This is a genomic window from Sphingobacterium sp. FBM7-1, from assembly GCF_020687765.1.
Classification (GTDB): Bacteria; Bacteroidota; Bacteroidia; order Sphingobacteriales; family Sphingobacteriaceae; genus Sphingobacterium.
Genome location: NZ_JAJEWJ010000003.1, coordinates 37589 through 60692 on the forward strand (window position 1 = coordinate 37589; position 23104 = coordinate 60692).

13 protein-coding genes are annotated in these 23104 nt (G+C 44.5%); 8 read left to right on the forward strand and 5 right to left on the reverse strand.

The features are described 5' to 3' along the window. Positions 1-17: 17 nt before the first annotated feature. From LKO28_RS06920 to LKO28_RS06940, 5 genes are all read right to left on the reverse strand, one after another. Positions 18-1565, reverse strand: a complete 1548-nt coding sequence (locus LKO28_RS06920; protein ID WP_227693973.1) for a glycoside hydrolase 43 family protein — start codon at positions 1563-1565, stop codon at positions 18-20. Positions 1566-1582: 17 nt separating this feature from the next. Next, positions 1583-4054 carry a glycosyl hydrolase family 95 catalytic domain-containing protein gene (locus LKO28_RS06925; protein WP_227693974.1) on the reverse strand — a complete coding sequence of 824 codons (2472 nt, stop codon included), beginning with the start codon at positions 4052-4054 and terminating at the stop codon, positions 1583-1585. Between the two features lie 20 nt (positions 4055-4074). Continuing rightward, entirely contained in the window at positions 4075-5982 is a 1908-nt protein-coding gene (locus LKO28_RS06930; protein ID WP_227693975.1) for an alpha/beta hydrolase-fold protein, read from the reverse strand. Positions 5983-6087: 105 nt separating this feature from the next. Continuing rightward, entirely contained in the window at positions 6088-7056 is a 969-nt protein-coding gene (locus tag LKO28_RS06935; RefSeq protein WP_227693976.1) for a transketolase family protein, read from the reverse strand. 12 nt (positions 7057-7068) lie between these two features. Next, complete coding sequence (locus LKO28_RS06940; protein ID WP_262906030.1) at positions 7069-7920, reverse strand: transketolase; 852 nt, start codon at positions 7918-7920, stop codon at positions 7069-7071. Between the two features lie 686 nt (positions 7921-8606). Between LKO28_RS06940 and LKO28_RS06945 the strand changes: the two genes are divergently transcribed. The 8 genes from LKO28_RS06945 (at position 8607) to LKO28_RS06980 (ending at position 22907) form a co-directional block, all read left to right on the forward strand. Continuing rightward, positions 8607-11780: a SusC/RagA family TonB-linked outer membrane protein gene (locus LKO28_RS06945; protein ID WP_227693977.1), complete on the forward strand. Its 3174-nt coding sequence runs from the start codon at positions 8607-8609 to the stop codon at positions 11778-11780. A gap of 11 nt (positions 11781-11791) precedes the next feature. Further along, positions 11792-13696, forward strand: coding sequence for a RagB/SusD family nutrient uptake outer membrane protein (locus LKO28_RS06950; RefSeq protein WP_227693978.1), 1905 nt, complete (start codon positions 11792-11794; stop codon positions 13694-13696). A 36-nt stretch (positions 13697-13732) separates the two neighbouring features. Further along, positions 13733-16609, forward strand: coding sequence for a SusC/RagA family TonB-linked outer membrane protein (locus LKO28_RS06955; RefSeq protein ID WP_227693979.1), 2877 nt, complete (start codon positions 13733-13735; stop codon positions 16607-16609). Positions 16610-16635: 26 nt separating this feature from the next. After that, on the forward strand, positions 16636-18399 hold the full coding sequence (locus LKO28_RS06960; RefSeq protein ID WP_227693980.1) for a RagB/SusD family nutrient uptake outer membrane protein: 1764 nt from the start codon (positions 16636-16638) through the stop codon (positions 18397-18399). Positions 18400-18435: 36 nt separating this feature from the next. After that, on the forward strand, positions 18436-19470 hold the full coding sequence (locus LKO28_RS06965) for a DUF5627 domain-containing protein (RefSeq protein WP_227693981.1): 1035 nt from the start codon (positions 18436-18438) through the stop codon (positions 19468-19470). Between the two features lie 47 nt (positions 19471-19517). Continuing rightward, entirely contained in the window at positions 19518-21704 is a 2187-nt protein-coding gene (locus LKO28_RS06970; protein WP_227693982.1) for an endo-1,4-beta-xylanase, read from the forward strand. Between the two features lie 141 nt (positions 21705-21845). Beyond that, a complete protein-coding gene (locus LKO28_RS06975; RefSeq protein ID WP_227693983.1) occupies positions 21846-22682 on the forward strand; it encodes a sialate O-acetylesterase in 837 nt (278 codons plus the stop codon). A 27-nt stretch (positions 22683-22709) separates the two neighbouring features. Then, the gene (locus LKO28_RS06980) at positions 22710-22907 is read left to right on the forward strand and encodes a hypothetical protein (RefSeq protein ID WP_227693984.1); all 198 of its coding nucleotides are present in this window, start codon (positions 22710-22712) and stop codon (positions 22905-22907) included. Positions 22908-23104 lie beyond the last annotated feature (197 nt).

Sequence of the window (23104 nt, forward strand, 5' to 3'; positions counted from 1 at the left end):
AGTTCTATTCATTATAATTATTGGGTAATTTCGAAATGGTCAAAATCCACATATCCGCCTACGGTTTTCGTCGCGTAATTAAATAATCCGAAACGATATCCCATAAAATGCGGGATGGTATAGGCCATTTTTAATGTCGTTCCGATAGGTTCCCATTTTTTTCCGTCAAGGCTATAAAAGAAACTAGCCACATCTTTTTTATTGGTGAAATCGCATTCTGCTTTTAAATAGACTTTCTTTTGGCTCAGCGGAATGTTAGCCACCTCTCGAGGATCTCCTGTCGTCGCATTGACCATAACCAGTGACTTTTTATCACCTTCCATACGCACACCTACTAAACCATAGTTTTTTTGTAGAAGAGAAAGCCCTGCGAAATCACCGTCTTTCATTTTTGACACATCTATCGCCGTAGTTCCTACACAGGTAGGTCCTATTGTGCGTTGCGTTAAGGTATTCCTCGCCTGTAAGAAGTCTTCATCTATGCGACCTGTTTTCAGTCGTAGATAGCCTTTACGCTCGCTCACCGACCAAAGATGATCTGCCGGATTGTGGTTCCATTGCCACACCAGTGGCAAAGCAGGCTCGCCTTCTTTTCGACTGAAATCGTCCGAATCGACAATGCCCGGTATTAGACCTGTACCAGCTGGAAGGTCCAATTCCATGGGAACTTTACCGTCTATACCCAAAACAGGCCAACCATCTTCCCAGGTAACCGGCACCATAAATGGTATACGGCCTACGGCACCGTAATCTTGAAATAAGTACGCATACCAATCGCCGTTAGGCATATCAATAAGACCACCCTGTGCCACCCCCTTATCCTGTAACACTACACGCCCTTCATAAGGGCCTTCCAATTTATCCGCTTTATGTACAATCACTGTGCGCATCCCTCCCGGAGGCCACGATATATTGAACAGATAGTATTTTCCGTTCACTTTAAACAATTGGGATCCTTCTGCCGGCAAGCCTCCCTTCGTACCAGCTGGGGTACTCGGCAACGTTGCATTTTCGATCAGCACGCGCTGCGTTTCTGGTTTAATACCCGAAAAATCAGGCTTTAGTTCGACAATATTTAACTTGCCCCCTCCCCATATCATATAAATTTTGTCGCCTTCGAAGAACAGCGTATGATCATGCATCATGGGTTCGAACGCTTTGACCTCCCAGGGACCTTTTTCGATATCCTTGGTCATATACACGTAGGTCTTGCCAGTTGTTTGAGCAAATGTACTCACGTAGTAGGTACCGTTGTGGTGTCGGATGCTGCTCGCCCATGTACCCCGTCCATAGGTACTTTTGCCATTATTTAAGTTTAGCTCGTCCATATCCGCCAACGATTCGTGGCCGTATCCAATCAACTCCCAATTGACCAGATCTTTGGATTTCATGAGTGGTAGTCCCGGATTCATGTGCATCGTGGTACTGCTCATATAGTAAGTGTCTCCTACGCGAATCATCGACATGTCTGGCACGTCGGCAAAGATGATGGGGTTTTGTGCCTGTTGCGCATATGAAACACTTGCGAACGAGAGTATCCCCGTGCATGCAAGTATTTTCATCATATTAAAAAGTTTATTCATCATTTATTTTGCTTTTCTCTTTCAAATATATACTTATTGCCTGCTACTGTAGACAGGTCGTACTCATACACCTTCTTCAAATTGCTGCCTTTCAAATTAGCCTGCTCTGCTATAATCACTTTTGAACTATCCACCGGATTGAGCAATCTGTTTGGATTTTCTCCCACGGCCTCTTTCAATCCTTTACCCCTCAATGGCACATACGACCGTAATCTTAAGTTACCACCGATCGCAGAAGAAACAGCCACTTTCTGTACGTCTTTATTCGCCCAGACCATATCAATTTCGAAACCGCCGCGCGCCTTGATACCTTTCACGGTGCCTGTTGACCATACATCCGGAATCGCCGGTAATAAGTGTACCGCGCCATCGTGACTCTGAATCAGCATCTCTGCTACGCCCGCCGTCAAACCAAAATTACCATCAATCTGAAAAGGCGGGTGTGCCGTAAATAAGTTTGGGTACGTTCGTCCATCTTTATTTTTACCATCTGCCAAAGTCAACATATTGTTGATGATTTTATATGCATGGTTACCGTCCAACAAGCGCGCCCATAGGTTAACCTTCCATCCGATAGACCATCCCGTTGCAAGGTCCCCCCGGTAGTTCAATGAATTACGAGCCGCTTCAAACAGTTCGGGCGTCCTATACGGTGAAATCTGATTACTTGGATATAGACCATACAAATGTGAAACATGGCGATGCTCGCTTTTCGGATCATCTTTATCTTCTATCCATTCTTGCAATTGCGTATGTTTGCCTACCTGCATCGGTGGAATACGCTTAGCCGTTGCTTGAAGCTTTGTCCTATACGAAGCGTCTTCACCCAATATTTCATTCGCTAATGCCGTACGCGTCAACATATCAAAAGCCAATTGATTGTCCATCGTCACGCCCGCTGACATCGGGCCATGCTCCGGTGAGACCGATGGAGACAATACCAACCAACCTTTGTCTGTATGCTTAGGATGTTCGATAAAGGTCGTCAATAAAAAGTCTGCCGCTCCTTTCATAACCGGATATACGTCACGCAAAAAATTGTTATCGCCCGTGTATAAATAGTGTTCCCAGAGATGTTGTGTGAGCCACGTTCCGCCAGTGGGCCACATCCCAGCCGCTGCAAAATCTATAGGACTTGTTACACGCCAAATATCCGTATTGTGGTGTGCCACCCATCCATCTGCTCCGTAAAGCTTTTTCGCCGTCTCTTTGCCACTTTCGCTCAGTTCTTTAATCATCCGAAATAGAGGCTCATGGGTTTCCGAAAGATTGGTTACCTCAGCTGGCCAATAGTTCATTTCTGTATTAATATTAATCGTGTATTTACTGTCCCATGCCGGATGCAACGAATTATTCCAGATACCTTGTAGATTAGCCGGTTGCCCGCCGGGCTGGGACGAGCAGATTAACAAATAGCGACCAAATTGAGCCAATAGCGTTACTAAAGATGGGTCTTGTGTCGTTTTGAAATTTGCTATACGCTCCGTAATGGTCCGTTCTGAATCGACCGCCTTTCCTAGGTCCAACGAGAAGCGGCCAAATTGCTTATAATAAAGCGCACTATGCTCCTTTTGTGCCGTTTTGAAACCTTTTTTCTCCGCCAAATCAAGCTTGGTAGAAGCGCGAGACGCCTGATTGTCATCCAGCGTTTTATAGTTAACAAAATTAGTTCCGATCGCAATATAAACAACAACAGAAGTTGCGTCGGATACCTTTAATGTATTATCGGTTAATACTACTTTCCCATCTTTATTTTTGACCGAAGTATGCGTTTGATATACCACTTTGCCATCGATACCTTCGTGCGTCGTCCCTTTTCCTTCCAAGACTAAACGATTACCGTTTTTAAAAATTCGATGCTCGGAAGGATTACTATACTCCACGGTGAAATTCAACGCTCCCTTTTTGCCAGCGGTCAGTTGCATGGCAATGACGTCGTCCGCAAAAGATGAAAATACTTCGCGGGTATAGGTGACACCATCTACGGTATACCTAGAGATCGCTACTGCTTTCTCTAAATCTAATTCACGCGTATAATCGGTATAGGCATCATGGCCGGGAAAATGCATGATGACGCTTCCAGCTGTCTGAAATGGCATACCGTGCGTCTTTGTGAAGAAGGTTTCGTTAATCAGCTTGTCCGCTTCCCCGGTCTTTCCGTTAAAGATCAACTGTTGGATTTGGGGCAATGCCGCCCCTCCTTTTTCATTGTCGTTACGGTAAGGCCCACCTCCCCAGATCGTCTCCTCATTAAGTTGCAACTCTTCACGCTGCGGTATTCCGTATACCATCGCTCCCAAGTGTCCATTGCCTATGGGTAATGCCTGTTCCCAGATTTTCGCGTCGGCCGGTTTGTCATACCATAGTTTCAAACTCGATTGCCCTTGTGCGAGAACCGTCGCATTGAAAAAGAAAGCAACGATTAATAATAAAATTTTTAAAGTGATTTTCCTGATAAATGAATAAAACATACACTCGGGTTCTAATATTCTTAATTAAATAACCGTTGCGCAAAATTAAAAAGGTCCATCCGCCACACCGGCCAAGTATGGCCTCCCGGATACTCACTGTACTCGTATTTCACACCCATTTCATCGAATTTTTCCATCATAATCTGACAGTTATTGTGTGCAATATCTTCCTTACCGCCCATGGAGATCCAGAATAGTTTTAGATTTTCGTTAATTTTATCTTTATTTTCCGCCATATAGCGGTATTGCGGATCAGTTAACTCCTTTCGGTTGGCATGCCAACCAGAACTAAAAACCCCTAAGTAACCGAACTGATCCGTGCTTTTTACGCCCGCATATAATGTTTGGATACCTCCCATTGATAGCCCCGCCAGCGCACGGTTATTAGCATCTTTTTTAACGCGGAAATTCCCCTCAATAAAAGGAATGGCGACCTCTTTTAATTCCCGGTCAAATTGTTTGAGCGGTGTTTCTGAAAATGGCTGCCCACTCATATTCCCGTCTAACATCACAACGAGCATCGGTTTCGCTTTTTTATCCGCGATTAAATTATCTAAAATAAGATCCATTTTCCCTTGGTTAGCCCATCCTGTTTCGTCTTCACCACCGCCATGCATCAAATACAACACCGGATAATCCTCTCCCGAAGAATCGTATCCGGACGGCACGTACACATAACATTGGCGCCAAGACCTAGTTACCGGCGAGAAATAACGTTTTATACGAACTTCTCCATGCGGCACATCCCGTATAGCATAATAATCTCCACCCACAAAAGGAATCTCAATACCACTAGCCATACGTCCCATTCCATAAAATGTCTTACTAGCCGGATCTGCCACAGCGACCCCATCGATCAACAGCGAATAATAATGAAATCCCTCTCCAATAGAGTCTGTCGTCACCGACCACATTCCTTGACCATCTTTTTCCAAATCATACTTTTTCCCCAAGTCGATTTGTACCTGTTGCGCTTCCGGAGCATCTAACTTAAACAACACTTTACTATTCGGTAAAACTTGCGGATACGAAGCTCGTCTCACATTCGTCTCCGCAGGAAACCCCACCACACTTAGATCACTTAACGCATCGTAATCAACGTCCTTGAAAAGCAATTGTGCAACCATATACAAGTCGTTTTTCCACACCTTGAAATCATGGCCTCCCTGTTCCAGATAGAACACATGTGGAACGTCATGTTTTTTTAAGTAATCATGTGTTCGTTTACTATTATGGATCAAGCCGTCCTGATCCCCGCAGGAGATCCAAAGGAGTTTTAATTTATCTTTCGCTTCCTGCGGATTAGGTAATAACTGTTCCGGTGTCCGGGTATTTGGTGCCGAAGAGAAACCACCCACCCAAGCAAAAACATCCATGTTTCCCAATCCGAAATTCAGCGCTTGCCCCCCCCCCATAGAGAGACCAAACAGTGCTCGTTGCTCCCGATGCTTTTTCACCGCGTATTTTCGCTCCACAAACGGAATCAAGTCGTCTAGCAGATCACGCTCAAAGGTCGAAAATGCTTGCACTTTATCCCGCGCCATGATGTCGCCGGTTGCTCGATCATCTTTCATTGCACGACCGTTGGGTAATACCACGATCATAGGCTCTATCTTCCCATCTGCGTATAAATTATCTAAAATAATATGCGGCGTCCCATGTCTAAACCATTCAAGTTCATCTCCGCCTATGCCATGAAGGAGGTACAACACCGGGTATTTCTTTGATTCATCATAGCCCGGAGGGGTATATACCACGGCCTTACGGGTAACGCCGACGGTTTTGGAGTCGTACGAAACCGTATCTATTTTGCCTCGGGCAATATCGGTCCGTTGTATATCGAATCCTTCTGGCGCCATTTTTAGATTTTGTGCGTTCGAAGCAGCCCATACTAGTACCGCTCCTAAGATTAAAATGAGTTTTTTCATAATATGTTTATATATCCTTATGGCGTTACGCTTTAATGCGTCGCAACAACCGTTTCATGCTTCCAAGGACTAATTCTCCCAAGCCAAAAAATTCAAAATGAAACCTTACGTTCCAAGCATTTTCTTCCGAGCCAAAACCTTTTGCACAGCAATAATAATAGCTTCCGCATTCAACCCATATTTCTCCATCAACTGAGCGGGCTTGCCCGATTCACCAAAGCTATCGTCAACCGCTACGTACTCCTGCGGTGTAGGTAATTCCCTCACCAGTAATTGTGCAACACTATCGCCCAATCCGCCCAAACGATTGTGTTCCTCTGCTGTTACTACGCACCCGGTTTTCCTAATCGAATTCAAAACAGCTTTTTCATCCAATGGTTTTATCGTGTGGATATTGATAATCTCGGCATCAATCCCTAAACGCTCCAATAACTCCCCCGCCTTAATCGCTTCCCAGACCAAGTGGCCTGTGGCAATAATCGTTACATCTGCACCTTCATTCAACATCACAGCCTTACCAATTTCAAAGCGTTGGTCGGGAGGTGTAAAGTTAGGTACAACCGGGCGTCCGAATCGCAGATAAGCAGGACCTTCATGATTGACCAACGCCAAAGTTGCAGCTTTCGTTTGGTTAAAATCACACGGGTTAATCACTGTCATCCCCGGTAACATCTTCATCAAACCAATATCTTCTAGAATCTGATGTGTAGCTCCGTCTTCTCCCAACGTCAATCCAGCGTGTGACGCACATATCTTCACATTTTTATTTGAATACGCGATGGACTGGCGAATCTGATCGTATACGCGACCGGTAGAAAAGTTGGCAAATGTACCCGTAAAAGGGATCTTCCCTCCGATGGTTAAACCAGCAGCGATCCCCATCATATTAGCTTCTGCGATCCCGATTTGAAAAAATCGATCAGGAAACTCTTTGATAAAGTCATTCATTTTTAACGACCCGATCAGGTCGGCACACAGTGCCACCACCTGCTCATTCTGTCGACCTGCTTCCAACAAACCGGCTCCGAACCCCGAGCGCGTATCTTTTGATTCTGTGTAAGTATATTTCTTCATATAATAGGCAAATTAAAAGTCTCCCAAAGTTTCGGCATTTTGTGCTAACGCGGCGGCCAACTGTTCATCGTTCGGTGCTATACCGTGCCATTTGTGTGAACCCATCATAAAATCCACTCCATGACCCATTTCCGTATGAACCAAAATCATCACCGGTTTACTTTTGCCACTACAGGACTTCGCTTCATCCAGCCCGCGAACCACAGCAGCCATATCATTTCCGTATTTTATTTCCAATACATCCCAGCCAAAAGCCTCCCATTTTGCAAAAAGATTGCCGAGCGAGAGGATTTGCTCGGTAGGGCCGTCAATCTGCGCACCATTATAGTCTATTGCAGCAATGATATTGTCCATCTTGTTATGCGCGGCATACATCGCCGCTTCCCATACCTGCCCCTCCTGGAGTTCGCCATCGCCCATAAGCACGTACACCAAATTATTGTCCCCATTGAGCTTTTTTGCTTGTGCGGCACCGATCGCCACTGACAACCCTTGCCCCAATGATCCGGAAGCGACACGAACGCCCGGCAAACCTTCGTGTGTTGTCGGGTGCCCTTGCAAACGCGAGTCAATCTGCCGAAAGGTAGTTAGCTCCGTCGGATCAAAATAGCCGGTGCGGGCCAGAACACTATAAAACACCGGCGAAATATGTCCATTTGATAAGAAAAATATATCTTCGCCGATCCCGTCCACATGAAATGCTTGGTTGCGGTTCATCGCTTCAAAAAACAAAGCAACTAGATATTCCGTACAACCCAGTGAGCCTCCTGGATGTCCGGATTGGCAGGCGTGCACCATCCGGACGATATCGCGTCTCACCTGTGACGAAATTTCTTCCAAATTATGTATGTTATTTTTTATCATAACCGTTTATGTAATTAATCATTATAGATATATATATGTTATAAAACTTATTTGGACCTCTAGCGAACGTAGGAGGAACCTACGATACGGATTCAACTCAGTTTATTTTGCCTCCGCTCATTAATTAGCTTATGGCTAAATTACAAACTTGTTTATTTGTAGGGAAACCTTACGTGGCAGAAAAAACAACAAAATACATAATGTTATCACGAAAGGACACCACATGCAATAAATAGAAAGGGATTTGAAACATATAAGAGGTAAATAAGAAAGCCTACTGATTTGCGATTAAGTTTTGCAAGAACGGTTAACAATAATTAAAAAATTATTTTAATCAGCTGAAAACATGATAGTTACAAATTAATGTTACAAACAGAAATCAGAATGAAACATGAAAATTTGAACCCCTAACATGTTTTACGGACATTTATACCAATAAGCGAGCAATGGCTTATTACTAACATTACAAAATGTAGACCTGATTGCCCGTTTTTTTCCGAACTAACTACGGCGGTCAATAAACGTACGAAAGTTAACTAATTTAAATAACCATTTTAAACAGCAATAATATGCGTAACAAACACAGTCCCTGAATGATCTATTAAAGATAATGTGAAAGGTGGTACGCAGTCCATATAAACCTAGGCGTGCCTTTATTAAGAATTAATAATCAATTAAAATAAACTATGATGATAGAATCTACTAATTCTCCTTGGAGATATTGGCGGCGTTTGAATGGCTTCTCCCGTCGATCGTTGATCATCCTCTTTATCGGGTGGATCAGCTCCATGACGATTGCCTTCGCCCAAAACACCCGCACTATCCGGGGTATCGTGGTAGACCACGACCAAAACCCCGTAGAAAATGCAACTGTTGCAGTAATGGGCAGCGACCTCGCGGTGTCCACTGATGTAAACGGCGCTTTCACTTTACAGCAGGTTTCCAGTAGCGCAACGAAGCTCGTTGTCTCCAAAATCGGCTTTAACCGGGAGGAAGTCACGCTGGGAAACCAAACACAATTCAACATTACGCTCGTTAACCATGCGATTGATATCGAAGAAACCATTGTCGTGGGTTACGGAACGCAAAAGAAAGAAACAGTTGTCGGAGCTATTACACAGACGACCGGAAAAGTATTGGAGCGAGCGGGTGGTGTAGCTAGTGTGGGGGCTGCTTTAACAGGTAATGTTCCCGGAGTAGTTACCACGGCCAGTACCGGTATGCCCGGCGAAGAAGATCCGCGTATCGTTATCCGTGGTCGCAGTACGTGGAACAATACAGATCCTTTGATTATGGTAGACGGAGTGGAACGTCCGCTGACCAGTGTGGATATCGGCTCTATCGAATCGGTATCGGTATTAAAAGACGCATCAGCAACCGCAGTTTATGGGGTACGAGGGGCGAATGGTGTAATCCTCATCACCACGAAACGGGGAAAAGAAGGCCGCGCATCTGTTCGCGGAACAGTAAACAATATTGTTAAAACCGTCTCACAGCTTCCGGGGAAAATGGATTCTTACGATGCGATGATGTTACGGAACCGTACTATTGAATATGAACTAGCCTTATCACCAAACAGCTGGATTTCGTATCAACCTCAAGATATCATTAACAAATATCGTTATCCCGCAAATATTGAAGAGGCGGAACGTTATGTCAATACCGACTGGGCAGACGAGCTATTCAAAGGTTACGCCTTATCACAAAACAGCAATTTGAATATTGCCGGAGGTACTGACTTCGTCAAATACTTTGCCAGTGCTGATTATCTCTACGAAGGCGATATGTTTCGCCAAAACGACAATAACCGCGGATATGATGCCGGATACGGATTTAACCGATTAAACGTGCGGTCAAATCTAGACTTCCAGCTAACGCCGACCACGAAATTTTCCACTAATCTATTCGGCTCCCGCGGCGTCAAGAAAAGTCCTTGGGGCGGAGGAAACTCTTATTCGTACTGGATTGCAGCCTATACCGTAGCACCGGATCTCATATACCCTCGTTATTCAGACGGCACATGGGGATTCTACCAACCCGATACACAGGCAGGTATTAATTCTGCACAAGTATTGTCTACATCTGGGATAGAATACATCACTACCAATAGGATTACCACCGATTTTTCTTTAGAGCAGGACTTATCCGTGTTTGTTAAAGGCTTGGGCGTACGTGGTACTATTTCTTTAGACAATACCTTTGTCGAAGCAGGTCGTGGTGTGAACGACTTATATAACGGCGTACAAACCAAATGGATCAACCCGGAAACTGGCTTACCCGTTTACGGTCAAGCGCTGGATGGAAGTAGATTTGATTTTGCAGAGGGCATCAATTGGGCCCAACAATCCGGATCGCTAAATAACTGGCAAAGTTACCGTCGCCTCTTCTACCAACTTCAGCTGAATTACAACACCCGTATAGCCGAAGATCATGATATAACGGCAATGGGATTGTTTAACCGTAACCAGTATGCGACCGGTAGCCAACAACCCTTTTTCCGGGAAGACTGGGTATTCCGTACAACTTATAATTATAAAGGTAAATACCTGTTGGAGTATAACGGATCATATACCGGTTCCGAAAAATTCTCACCGGAGTATCGCTTTGCTTTCTTCAATTCTGGAGGTATCGGCTGGCTATTATCGGAGGAAAATTTCTTAAAAGACGTCTCCTTTTTAGATATGTTAAAACTAAGAGCATCCTACGGAGACATCGGGGACGATAATGTCTACGGACGGTGGCTGTACCTCACCCAATGGGCTTACGGCGGCCAATCCAAGATGGGTGTGGTCGGTGAACAACCCGAATTAAGTAACTATACCTGGTTTAAAGAAAATGTACTGGGCAACCCCAACACCCACTGGGAAAAAGTTCGAAAAATCAATTATGGTGTAGATTTCGGCTTTTTTAACGGTTTGCTTAGCGGGCAAGTCAATGTCTTCCGCGATCGGCGTACCGATGTATTGATTCCCGGAGATAGCCGCGCCATCCCGGAATATTTTGGGGTGGCTGCACCCGCTGCTAACCTAGGTATTGTAACCAATAGAGGTTATGAAGTGGAATTCAAAGTTAACAAGCAACTGAACCTCGACTGGCGCATATGGGGTGACCTGAATTTTACACATTCCAAAGATAAAGTCATTGAAGGTGATAGCCCATCATTGCTTCCGGAATATCAGAAATTGGACAACAAACAGATCAGCCAAACCTATACGCACGTCGGTGCAGGCTATTATAATACCTGGGATGAGCTGTATGCCAGCACGATCCATGACAACAACGATGGGCAAAAAATACCGGGCAACTTACACATCCTAGATTACAACGGCGATGGTATTATTGATACCAAGGATAATATTCCTTTTGCCTATCCATCCGTGCCGCAAAACACCTATAACCTCACACTGGGCTTCGATTGGAGAAACTTCAGCCTCATGACGCAGTGGTATGGGGTCAATAACGTCACACGTCAGGTCGTCTTCGGAAGTTTTGACCGGCAGCGTAATTTGGCTTATCACGAAGGCACTTATTGGTCGCAAGACAACCTAAATGCCGATGTACCCATGCCAAGATGGCTATCTATGGCGAGCAGCTACAACAATGGAAACCGCTTTATGTACGATGGTTCATACGTCCGCTTGAAAACGGCCGAGATCGCCTATAATTTCGACCAGAATTCGAATTGGATCAAACGCATGGGCTTACAAAATTTACGTATCTTTTTAAACGGCCATAACTTACTGTTCTGGTCCGAGATGCCGGATGACCGGGAATCCAATTATGCCGGTACAGGCTGGGCCTCACAGGGAGCATACCCTACTGTTAAGCGTTTTAACCTAGGTGCTAACATTACTTTTTAATCGAGATGAGCATGAAAAAATACATTAAAATTATACTGTCTTGTGGCGTGCTTTCCGCCTCCTCCTCGCTGATGACGTCCTGCGAAAAGTACTTAGACAAAGAAGAACAGTCCATTCTCTCTGCGGAGGATGCATTTAAGAACTTCAATAACTTCCAAGGCTATACCGAAGAATTGTATCACTGTATCGTCAATTTCAGCAACAACTACTATACGAACTCCTTTAACTGGGGAGAAGATGAAATTACGTCTACTGCCGGAAATTATCACTTTGTACACAAAATCGACCAAGGAAATTTTTGGGGATGGCAATCTCAACATGATGGATGGGCATCGGGCTGGATGGAGCAACCCGATTTTACTACTGAAATGAACGATAACAGAACCAACAAAGATCTATGGAATGCCGCTTGGTATGGCCTTCGAAAGGTAAGCATCGGTTTAGAAAACATGGACTTAATGACTGAGGCGACGCAGGAAGAAAGAAATCTGATTAAAGGACAATTGCTTTTCTTCCGGGGATGGTTTCATCACCGGTTGATGGAATATTTTGGTGGACTACCTTACATTGATCATGTATTACCGAGCGATGAACCACTTACCTTGCCAAGATTATCCTATCACGAGTGTGCAGATTTAGCCGCAGCAGATTTCAAAGAAGCGGCAAATTTATTGCCCATCAATTGGGACGAAACCAATCCTGGAAAACGTACCTTAGGCAAGAACGGTCTACGCATCAACAAGATTATGGCATTGGCTTACCTAGGGAAAAATTACCTATGGGCAGGAAGCCCGCTGATGAACTACAGCGTTGCGGGTAGCCGTACCTATAACGCCGAGTACTGCCAAAAAGCTGCCGAAGCTTTTGGCGAAATGCTTTCTTTAATAGAAAATGGACAAGCTAATTACGCCCTAGTACCATTCGACAAATACTACCTTAATTTTTATACTATGAAAGAAAACTGGGCATTACCGGGTAGTACGGAAGCTATTTTTCGCGGGCCTTATAAAGCTGCAAATGACACACATTATGGCACGAGCAAACAATACATCCCAAGTTTGGTATCGGATGGCGATGCTTTGAAATTTTTACCAACAGCCAATTATGTCAACTATTACGGTATGAAAAATGGCTTACCTATTGATGATATGACCAAGGCTGACCCTGAGTCCGGATACGATCCGCAATATCCTTGGAAAGACCGTGACCCTCGTTTTTACAACGATATTCTTTTTGATGGCGTCAAAGTAGTGAACGGAACCATTACAGAGACCGACATGGACAAGGACCTGCGTCGTTATGCGCAACTTTATACCGACGGTACTTACCGGAATATACAGAATGGTAGCCAAACGGGATATGTATTACGTAAGTTTATTCCGTTGACAGCCAATAAATATGACCGTGATTACGACTGGGGAACTAATCTTCACATATACGTACCTTACATGCGTCTCGCAGATGTTTACCTGATGTATGCCGAAGCGGCATTGATGGGGTATAATAGCATATCGGGTAAAGCACCAAACTACAGTAAAACAGCCGTTGACGCGGTTAACATCATTCGCGAACGTGCCGGTGTTGACAACGTCAATAACAAGTTCTTGGGATCGACGGAAGCTTTTCTGGGTGAGTTGCGCCGCGAGCGTGCCGTAGAGCTGGCTTTTGAAGGCCATCGTTTCAACGATCTGAGAAGATGGTTACTGATAACGGAGCAGCCGTATACCATTAAAACGGCGGTAGAGTTTGACCGGGGTGGAGAAAACAACATCGATGATCCTTCACAAAACCGGATTCTTAACTTGCGGGAACGTGTGTTAGTGGAACGTAAGTTCAGCAATAAACATTACTGGTTACCTTTAAAAGTTGACGATGTCAATATGTATCCAGAATTTGGACAAAATCCCGGATGGTAATGTAATAATCCAATCATCGAATCTAAAGTGAAAATAATGAAGTATAAAAAACTAAATATAGCTTTGTGTCTGGGTATGATGGGGTTAGCAGCAAACAATTTAACGGCTGCGCCCTCCTCTACAGACCATTACCTATCTGCAAATATCAGCTTTCATGAATTTGATAGCCAATTGCAGCAGGACAGTATAGCGGCGGATAGCACCGAATTGGTACAAGTCGCCTTCCGCAAAGTCAAAAAGCAAGATCTGATGGGCGACGTACAAGCGGTCAATCTGGCGCAGATCATGGAAAAGAACTACACAACCTATAGTTTAGACAACCTCGATGCCTTTGTCTCGGGATTTAACGGAAATATTTGGGGAAATGGAGGTTACCTCGTGCTGGTTGATGGCTTTCCCCGCGACGCTGACAATGTGATGCCCACCGAAATTGATCAAATTTCCGTTATGAAGGATGTCAATGCGGTTGCATTATATGGAAGCCGTGCGGCCAAGGGCGTCATTTATATTACGACGAAACGCGGTAAAGCTGGAAAACAGAAAATTAATATACGTACAAACGCCGGGATCCACGCTCCGATCAGCTACCCCAAATATTTAGGGTCAGCCGAATACATGTCCTTATATAACGAAGCACGGCGAAACGATGGTTTACCTGACTTGTATTCCGAAGAAACCATTTATCGGTATGCGGCAGGTGAAAACCCATACCGATACCCGAACGTCGATTACTATGCATCCGACTATATCAAAAACAGCTATAACCGATACGACGCAACGGCCGAGATATCCGGTGGGAATGAACGCGCCCAGTACTACACCAATTTTGGCTTTTGGTCTGCCGGCTCGCTACTTAATTTTGGGGAGGCGGTAAACAATAACAGCTCCAACCGTTTTAATGTGCGCGGTAATATCGACATGAAACTCAATAGTCTCATTTCCCTGAATGTTGATGCGGCGGCTACGTTTTATACGACCAAAGGTGTTAATGCAGATTATTGGGGAGCGGCGGCGACCAGCCGTCCACACCGTTTTTCGCCACTAATTCCAATCGATATGATTGAAGAAAGTGATGAGAACTCGTGGGTATATGTCAATAACAGCAACTTCTTGGTCGATGGCAAATATCTGTTAGGCGGTAGCCAGCTGGATCAGACGAATGCCTTTGCTAACATCTATGCAGGGGGAAATAATCGCTATATGAACCGGCAATTCCAGTTTAATACCGGTTTGGATTTCGACTTGAAGAATGTATTAGAAGGATTGACTTTTAAAACGAATTTGGCCGTCGATTACCAATCGAACTATAGTCAGTCTTACAATAATCAATACGCCGTTTATCAGGCAACTTGGAATAACTACGACGGGAAAGACTTGATCAGCTACCTAACCAAATATGGAGATGATCAGCTATCAGGTGTACAAAACATCAGCGGCAGTGCTTACCGGCAGACGGTAGGTTGGAACGGGCAATTGAACTTTTTCAGAACGTATAATAATGCTCACCATGTGTCTGCTATCTTGGTAGCTAATGCATTCCAGATCGGTAACTCGGGTCAGTACCATAAACACAATAATGCCAACCTGGGGCTTCATCTTGGTTACCACTACCTGAATAAATATTATGCAGATTTTAGTGCTGCTATGCCACACTCGGCAAAGCTACCAAGTGGAAACCGTCAGGCGATATCCCCTACCCTTTCACTGGGTTGGCGTATCTCCGAAGAAGACTTTATGCGGCATTCTGCTTTTAACAACCTGAAGTTAACCGTATCGGGAGGGATCGTCAACACGGATCTGGATATCCAAGATTATTACCTATACCAAGGTTATTATACCTATAATAATGCCGCTTGGTATAGCTGGGCTGATGGAGAGCTGGTTCATACGTATGATCGATTTAGAGGCGAAAACTTAAACCTAGGTTACCCGCAGCGTCGTGAAGTATCTCTTGGTTTAGAAGGGGCATTATATAATAACCTAATTACCTTCAACGCCTCCTATTTCTACAATCAGATGAACGGTTTACTAGTACAGCCGAGTACTTTATACCCCATGTATTTCATGTCGTACTGGCCGAATTACTCCGATCTTCCCTTTGTTAACTTCAACAATGATGAACGTAGAGGTATCGATTTTGGCATTAATGTTAATAAAAATTTTGGAAAAACTTTCTTCTCCGTGGGCATGACGGGAATGTATTTTGACACCCAGGCGGCCAAAAGAGACGAACTCTTCGAATATGATTATCAAAACCGCGCAGGTAAACCGCTAGATGCACTGTGGGGTTTGCAAAGCGATGGTTTCTATCGAGATCAAAACGACATTGACAACTCGGCGTTAAGTACATTTGGAGAAGTGAAACCCGGAGATATAAAATACATAGACCAAAATGGCGACGGTACGATAGATAACCGCGACGAGGTCTATCTCGGCAAAGCGGGTTGGTCTGGCAGCCCCTTCTCACTCGGTCTCAATTTAACCGCCAAATGGAAAAACATTACTTTATTTGCAGTGGCCACCGGAAGATATGGCGCCTATGCCATGAAAAACAGCAGCTATTTTTGGATGGATGGCGAGGATAAATATTCTGCTATCGTTCGTGACCGTTGGACGGAAGAAACCAAAGAAACGGCAACGTATCCTAGATTGACGACTGGCAACAGCGATAACAATTTTCGAAGTTCCGATTTCTGGATGTATAAAACAAACCGGTTTGATTTAGCTAAAGTACAGCTATCCTACGATTTCCCTAAAAACTTCTTGGGCAACGGTATTGTCCGCGAGCTTGGTGCTTATGTCAACGGATTCAATTTATTGACTTTTGCAAAAGAAAAAGAAATCATGCAGCTGAACATTGGCGGTGCTCCACGGACACGGTTTTTCAATTTTGGTGTGAAAGCCTTATTCTAATTATTGGCTATTAAATGAATAGAGAAATGAAAAAATTATTGACGATTGGCATGGCCGCTAGCCTCTTCTTTACTTCTTGTGAAGATATGTTTGAGCCTGCCATTGAAAACATATTATCTATAGAGGAGACCTATAACAGGCCCCTATACGCACAAGGTCTATTATTGAATGCTTATACCCGTGTCCCCACAAACAGCTTTAACGATGTGGCGACAGATGACGCCGTAACGAATGACCGGGCAAGTAATTACCAAAAAATTGCGACCGGTCAATGGACGGCGATGAACAACCCGACGGAACAATGGCGTAATAGTAAATCCGCAATACAGTATATCAATAACTTTTTGTCTATCGTAGACGAAGTTGCTTGGGCAAAAGATGAAAACATTGCTACACTATTTAACGATCGACAGAAAGGCGAAGCCTACGGCCTACGGGCACTATTTATGTTTCACTTGCTGCAGGCACATGCTGGGAAGAGTGCTTCCGGAGAAGTACTAGGGGTTCCGATTGTACTGACGCACGAAACACTTGATTCTGAACACAATCACCCTCGAAATACGTTCGAGGAATGCATGCAGCAGATATATAATGATCTCGCCAAGGCTGAAGAGCTATTGCCCCTAGACTTTGAGGATATCAGCAACAGCAGTCAAATACCTGCTAAATATCAAAGTCTAGGTCTAAATCATGAAGATTATAATCGCGTATTTGGCGTTGATTTTCGCCTACGCCTTTCTAAGCGGATTGCCCAAGCGATTAAAGTAAAAGCAGCCCTTTTGGCAGCTAGCCCTGCTTTCGCAGCGGGAAATACGACCACTTGGGAAGATGTTGCTCATTATGCCGCCACCGTTATTGAGCAAAAGGGCGGTGTGGCAGGGATAGACCCAAATGGGGGGGTGTTCTATCAGGCAGCCAGTGTCAACGCCATGACAGGGGGTGCTAATACGGCCGAAATCCTGTGGCGTACCGATAGGGGAAGTACGGTAACGTCCGACTTGGAAGCAGAACACTTCCCGCCTACCTTGTTCGGTCGCGGCCGTATCAACCCAACACAGAATCTGGTTGATGCCTTTCCGATGGCCAACGGCTATCCAATTACGGACGAAGCAAATAGTGGCTATAACGTCAATGCGCCGTATGACGGCCGTGATCCGCGTCTTAAAAACTACATACAGGTCAATGGCACAACGGCCGGTGTCAACAACACGGCCATCAACACCGCAGCTAACAGTCCGACCAATGACGGTCTGAATAAAGTGGAAACATCGACCAGAACGGGTTATTACCTGCGCAAATTACTTCGCCAGGAAGTAAACTTAAACCCCTCTTCTGTATCCGGTCAATATCATGTGACGCCTCGTTTGCGCATGACGGAGATCTACCTCGCGTATGCCGAAGCGGCCAATGAAGCTTGGGGTCCGACGGGTACCGGCGGGCATGCGTTTTCGGCCTACGATATTATCAAGGCCATCCGTACCCGTGCGGGTGTTGGGACATCCAACAACGATGCTTACCTCGAGCAAATCAAGAATGACAAAGACCAAATGCGGGAACTCATCCGGAACGAAAGACGGCTAGAGCTATGTTTTGAAGGCTTTCGCTTTTGGGATCTGCGTCGTTGGAATGCCGATTTGACGGAAACGGCTAAAGGTGTAAATATTCAGAACAACCAATACACCGAAATCAATGTAGAAAACCGGGTGTTTAGTGATCACATGCATTATGGACCGATTCCGTATAGTGAGATTTTGAAATACAATAATCTGGTACAAAATAACGGCTGGTAATTTTTTAAAAGACTACACATCATAACAAAAATAAAGATGAAAAAGACACATATATTATCCGCTTTTCTTTTCTTGGCTTTTGCATCCTGTAAAAACCAGGATTGGGAATTCCCGGACTACGAATATCAAAGCGTTTACTTCGCGTATCAATATCCTGTACGTACCGTCACCTTAGGCGAAGATATATTTGATACTTCGCTGGATAATGAACATAAAGTACGAGTGATGGCGACAACCGGAGGGGTTTATAACAATCTTCAGGATATTACGATCAATTTTGAAGTAGATGAATCCATGACCGAGAATATCACCTTCCTTTCTGGCGGCGCCGACGTTATTCCTCTGCCTAAAAGCTATTATACGCTGGCATCCAACCAAATGGTCATCCCCAAAGGAAGCTTGACTGGCGGTGTTGAAGTGCAGCTAACAGATGCATTCTTTAACGATCCAAAAGCACTGACGACGAACTACGTGTTACCTATCCGCATGACCAATCTGGTCAACGCTGACACTATATTATCGGGGGTACCGGGTGTAGGAAGCCAACTACGGAAAGCAGTAGCTGACGATTGGGACATTGCCCCGAAAGATTACATCTTCTATGCGATCAAATACATCAATACCTGGCATGGCAACTACCTGCGTCGAGGCCAAGATATCGTTGTAGGGAAAAACGGGAACAGCAGCCTGAGTGAAACCATTATCCGACATCAATCGAATGTAGAAAAAGACGAGGTAAAAAGCTTACTGACTGAGAGTCTTAAAAACACGATCCTACCACTGACATTCAAAGATGTAGATGGTACTAATATCAACTTCAACCTGATTTTGGCTTTTGACAACGAAAACAAATGTACTATTAGTTCCGGCACAACAGGCGTCACCGCAACAGGAAATGGTTCCTTTATAAAGAAAGGAGATAAAAACTCTTGGGGGAATACCGATCGGGACGTACTTTATCTAGACTATCAAATCGACATGGCACAGATGCATATTACAACAAAGGATACACTTGTCATGCGAGACCGTGGCGTGAAAATGGAAACGTTTGAGGTCGTATTGAAACCATAGATTTAGCATGTTATACTTATTAATCGATTAGAAAAAATTATTTATATATGAAACATGTATATAAAAAAATAGGATATAGTTCCATGATCGCTATCCTATTGAGCTCATGTGCCAAACCCGATTTTTCAACATATTTTGTTGAAAAACCGGAGAGCGTCCTTGTACAGGAAGATATAGACTCTTATGCACCGCTGATTTCCTATCTGGACAAAGATGCCAACCCCGATTTTAAGTTCGGAGTCGCGATGAACATGGACGACTACCTCAATAAGGGCGTCATGTATCGCCTGGCTAACCGAAATTTTGAAGAGATCGTTATGGGGTATGAGATGAAACACGGCTCCATTGTTCAGGCAGACGGGACTTTGAACTTAGCTAAGGTAGAGGAGCTAATTGCCGTAGCCAAAGAAAATAACATGGGCCTATATGGTCATACCCTATGTTGGCATTCTGGTCAGAACGCCAACTATCTTAATAGCTTGATTGCTCCCATTACCATACCGGGTACCGGTGGGCCTACCTGGGATATTGTTGCCGGCGCTGATTTTGAATCAGACGACATGTCTAATTATGAATATTCGACAAATGCTGTTGTTTCCTTTACGGCAGATGGAGAGGGAGCTAATGGCGAAGGAAGAGCATTGAAATTAGTAAACGAAAGTGTCCGCACAAACGATTGGGACGTTCAATTTTTTATTAAATTCTCACCTGCCGTAGTAGAGGGAGAAAAATATATGCTTACGTTCGATATCAAATCAGATGATCCCGCCACTTTTGGCACACAAGCACACACCGTGCCATATTCGTACAAACATTGGGATTTCTTCGGAAGCGTTTCCTCTACCACTTCTTGGACGACATTTAGTAAGGAAGTTACCATTACACCAGATCTAGCTACATCTGGTGCTATTGCTTTCAATCTAGGTAAAGAAGCTACAGCCTTCTATTTTGATAATATTTCTTTAACCAAATATAATGAGGAAGGCAGCGGCGGTGGAGTTAGTGAGGCGGGATATGCTTTAGAAATTAATAATCCATCTATAGTCAATGCTTGGGAAGCGCAAACCGTTTACGATCTAGTAGCTGAGAACAACGAAGGCCTAATTGAGCCGAATACAGAATATATTCTTAAAATTGTAGCAAAAGGCAGCAAAAGTGGTAATATCAGCATCGATTTACAAAGTACATCGGATTATCAAGGGAATGGATTTGGTGCTATTGCCTTATCCACAGAATATCAAGAATATGAACTTCGCGTCACGACCACTGCGGTACGCAATAGATTTATCATTAACCATGGTCAATATGATGGCACGGCATTTATCGATGACGTGAGCTTAACCAAAGCCGGAAGCAGCACCAATCTGATTAACAATAGTGATTTCGAGACCGGCATCAGCGGTTGGTTTGGCTGGGGGAATAGTTCTACCCGCCAACAATCAGCAGAGGGACAGGGGTATGGCGGTCCGGGCGGCGGTGTCATAGAAAAAACACCTGAAGAAAAAGAACAGATCATCTCTCAAGCACTGGAAACTTTTATTGCAGGTATGATGGAGGTATCCAAAGATTACATCAAAGCTTGGGACGTTGTAAACGAACCTATGTCGGACTGGCCTGATCAATATGCTTTAAAAACTGGCGTAGGCAAAGCCGAGATGGCAGAAGATGAGTTCTATTGGCAAGACTATCTGGGTAAAGATTACGCCGTCAAAGCGATACAATATGCACGACAGTATGGAAACTCGGATGATAAGCTTTTTATTAATGATTATGGACTCGAAGGTGGTGGGGATAAATGTGAAGGACTAATCGCTTATGTGGATTATGTGGAAAGCAAAGGCGTCACAGTAGACGGTATCGGTACGCAGATGCATATTGATATCAACACAAGCAAAGATAACATTATCAATATGTACGAGCTACTTGCTGCTACAGGAAAACTAATCAAGGTGTCGGAGCTCGATATTGGACTCGGTGGTAACACCCAAACACCAAACGCGACAGCCGAACAATATGCGGCACAGGCGGAAATGTACAAATTTGTGATCGAGAAATATTTCGAAATTATTCCAAAAGCACAACAGTACGGTATAACCATTTGGGGTCCGTTGGATAGTCCTAACTCGGAATACTCCTTCTGGAGAAAAGGTGAGCCTATAGGATTATGGACGGAAACTTTTGTACGTAAACCTGCTTATCAAGCTGTTGCGGAAGCACTAGAGAAACAGAAATAGGCGTAAGAGCTCTATTTAGCAATACTTAATGTTAGGGGGCAGGTTTCATTAACCTTCCCCCTTCTTATTCGAATATATCTTTTAAAAGGTTACAAAAAAGAATATATTTACGCATGCTATATAATTATAATCTACAGTAAAATGAAAAAAACACACATTTCAACCCTATTCCTCTTACTTTGTTTCTGGGTACAAACCTATGCCCAAGACCAAAATGTCTACATCTTCTTATGTTTCGGCCAATCCAACATGGAAGGTACCGGAAAAATCGAAGCTCAGGATACCATATCGGATATCCGGCTACTACATTTACAAGCTGTCGATTGCCCAGACCTTAAACGACAGAAAGGGCATTGGTACAGGGCTAAATCTCCCCTTTGCCACTGCAATACGGGTGTCAGTCCTGCTGAACAGTTTGGGAAAACCCTCATACAAAACTTGCCGGATAGTATTACCGTCGCGTTAATCCATGTGGCCGTGGGCGGCTGCCACATTCAGCTATTCGACCAAGATAGCACCGCTGCCTACGTGGAAAGAGCGCCAGGCTGGATGAAAAGCAAACTCGCTTTGTACGACAACAATCCTTACAAAAGACTGGTCGAAATGGCGAAAATAGGACAGCAGAAAGGTGTCATCAAGGGAATTTTGCTACATCAAGGAGAAAGCAATACCGGCGACCAAGACTGGCCTAATAAGGTCAACAAGGTTTACACCAATCTATTAAAAGATCTAAACCTCGCAGCCAACGAAACACCTCTTCTTGCAGGCGAAATGTTATCTGCACAGCAAAATGGAAAATGCGCCAGTATGAATGAGATTATTAATACCTTACCGCAAACCATTCCAAACGCGCATATCGTCTCTTCGAAATATTGTGAAGGTGCTCCCGACGACATACACTTCAGTTCGGCCGGATATCGCAAATTAGGAAGCCATTACGCTGATGTATGGTTGGATTACCATTACAATGGAAAATAACAACGATTCCGGAGACATTGTGGTTGTTTGACCAGACACAAAGGTGGCCTAGGTGTGCTAACTTCAAGAAAAAAGAAGACAACCGGGTACCTTTCGACGGACGGAAGTACAATGACGGCGGACGTCGACACCATAACGGCAGACGGAAGTGTCAGGACTGCGGACGGCGATGAAAGCTCGTCGGACCACGGGATACTATCCCCGTCCGTCCACGAGACGTCGTAGGGCGCCGACACGACGTCGAGGGACTGGGACGTGACGTCGACGGACGGGGACAACGTGTCGCCGTACGCCGAAACAATGTCGGCATACGGAAGTATGACATCGTAGGAGTACGAGAACGCATTGCCGGGCGGGGACAAGACCTCGTGGTACGGGGATACACTTCCCCCGTATGGGGATAACATACCGTCGGGGTACGA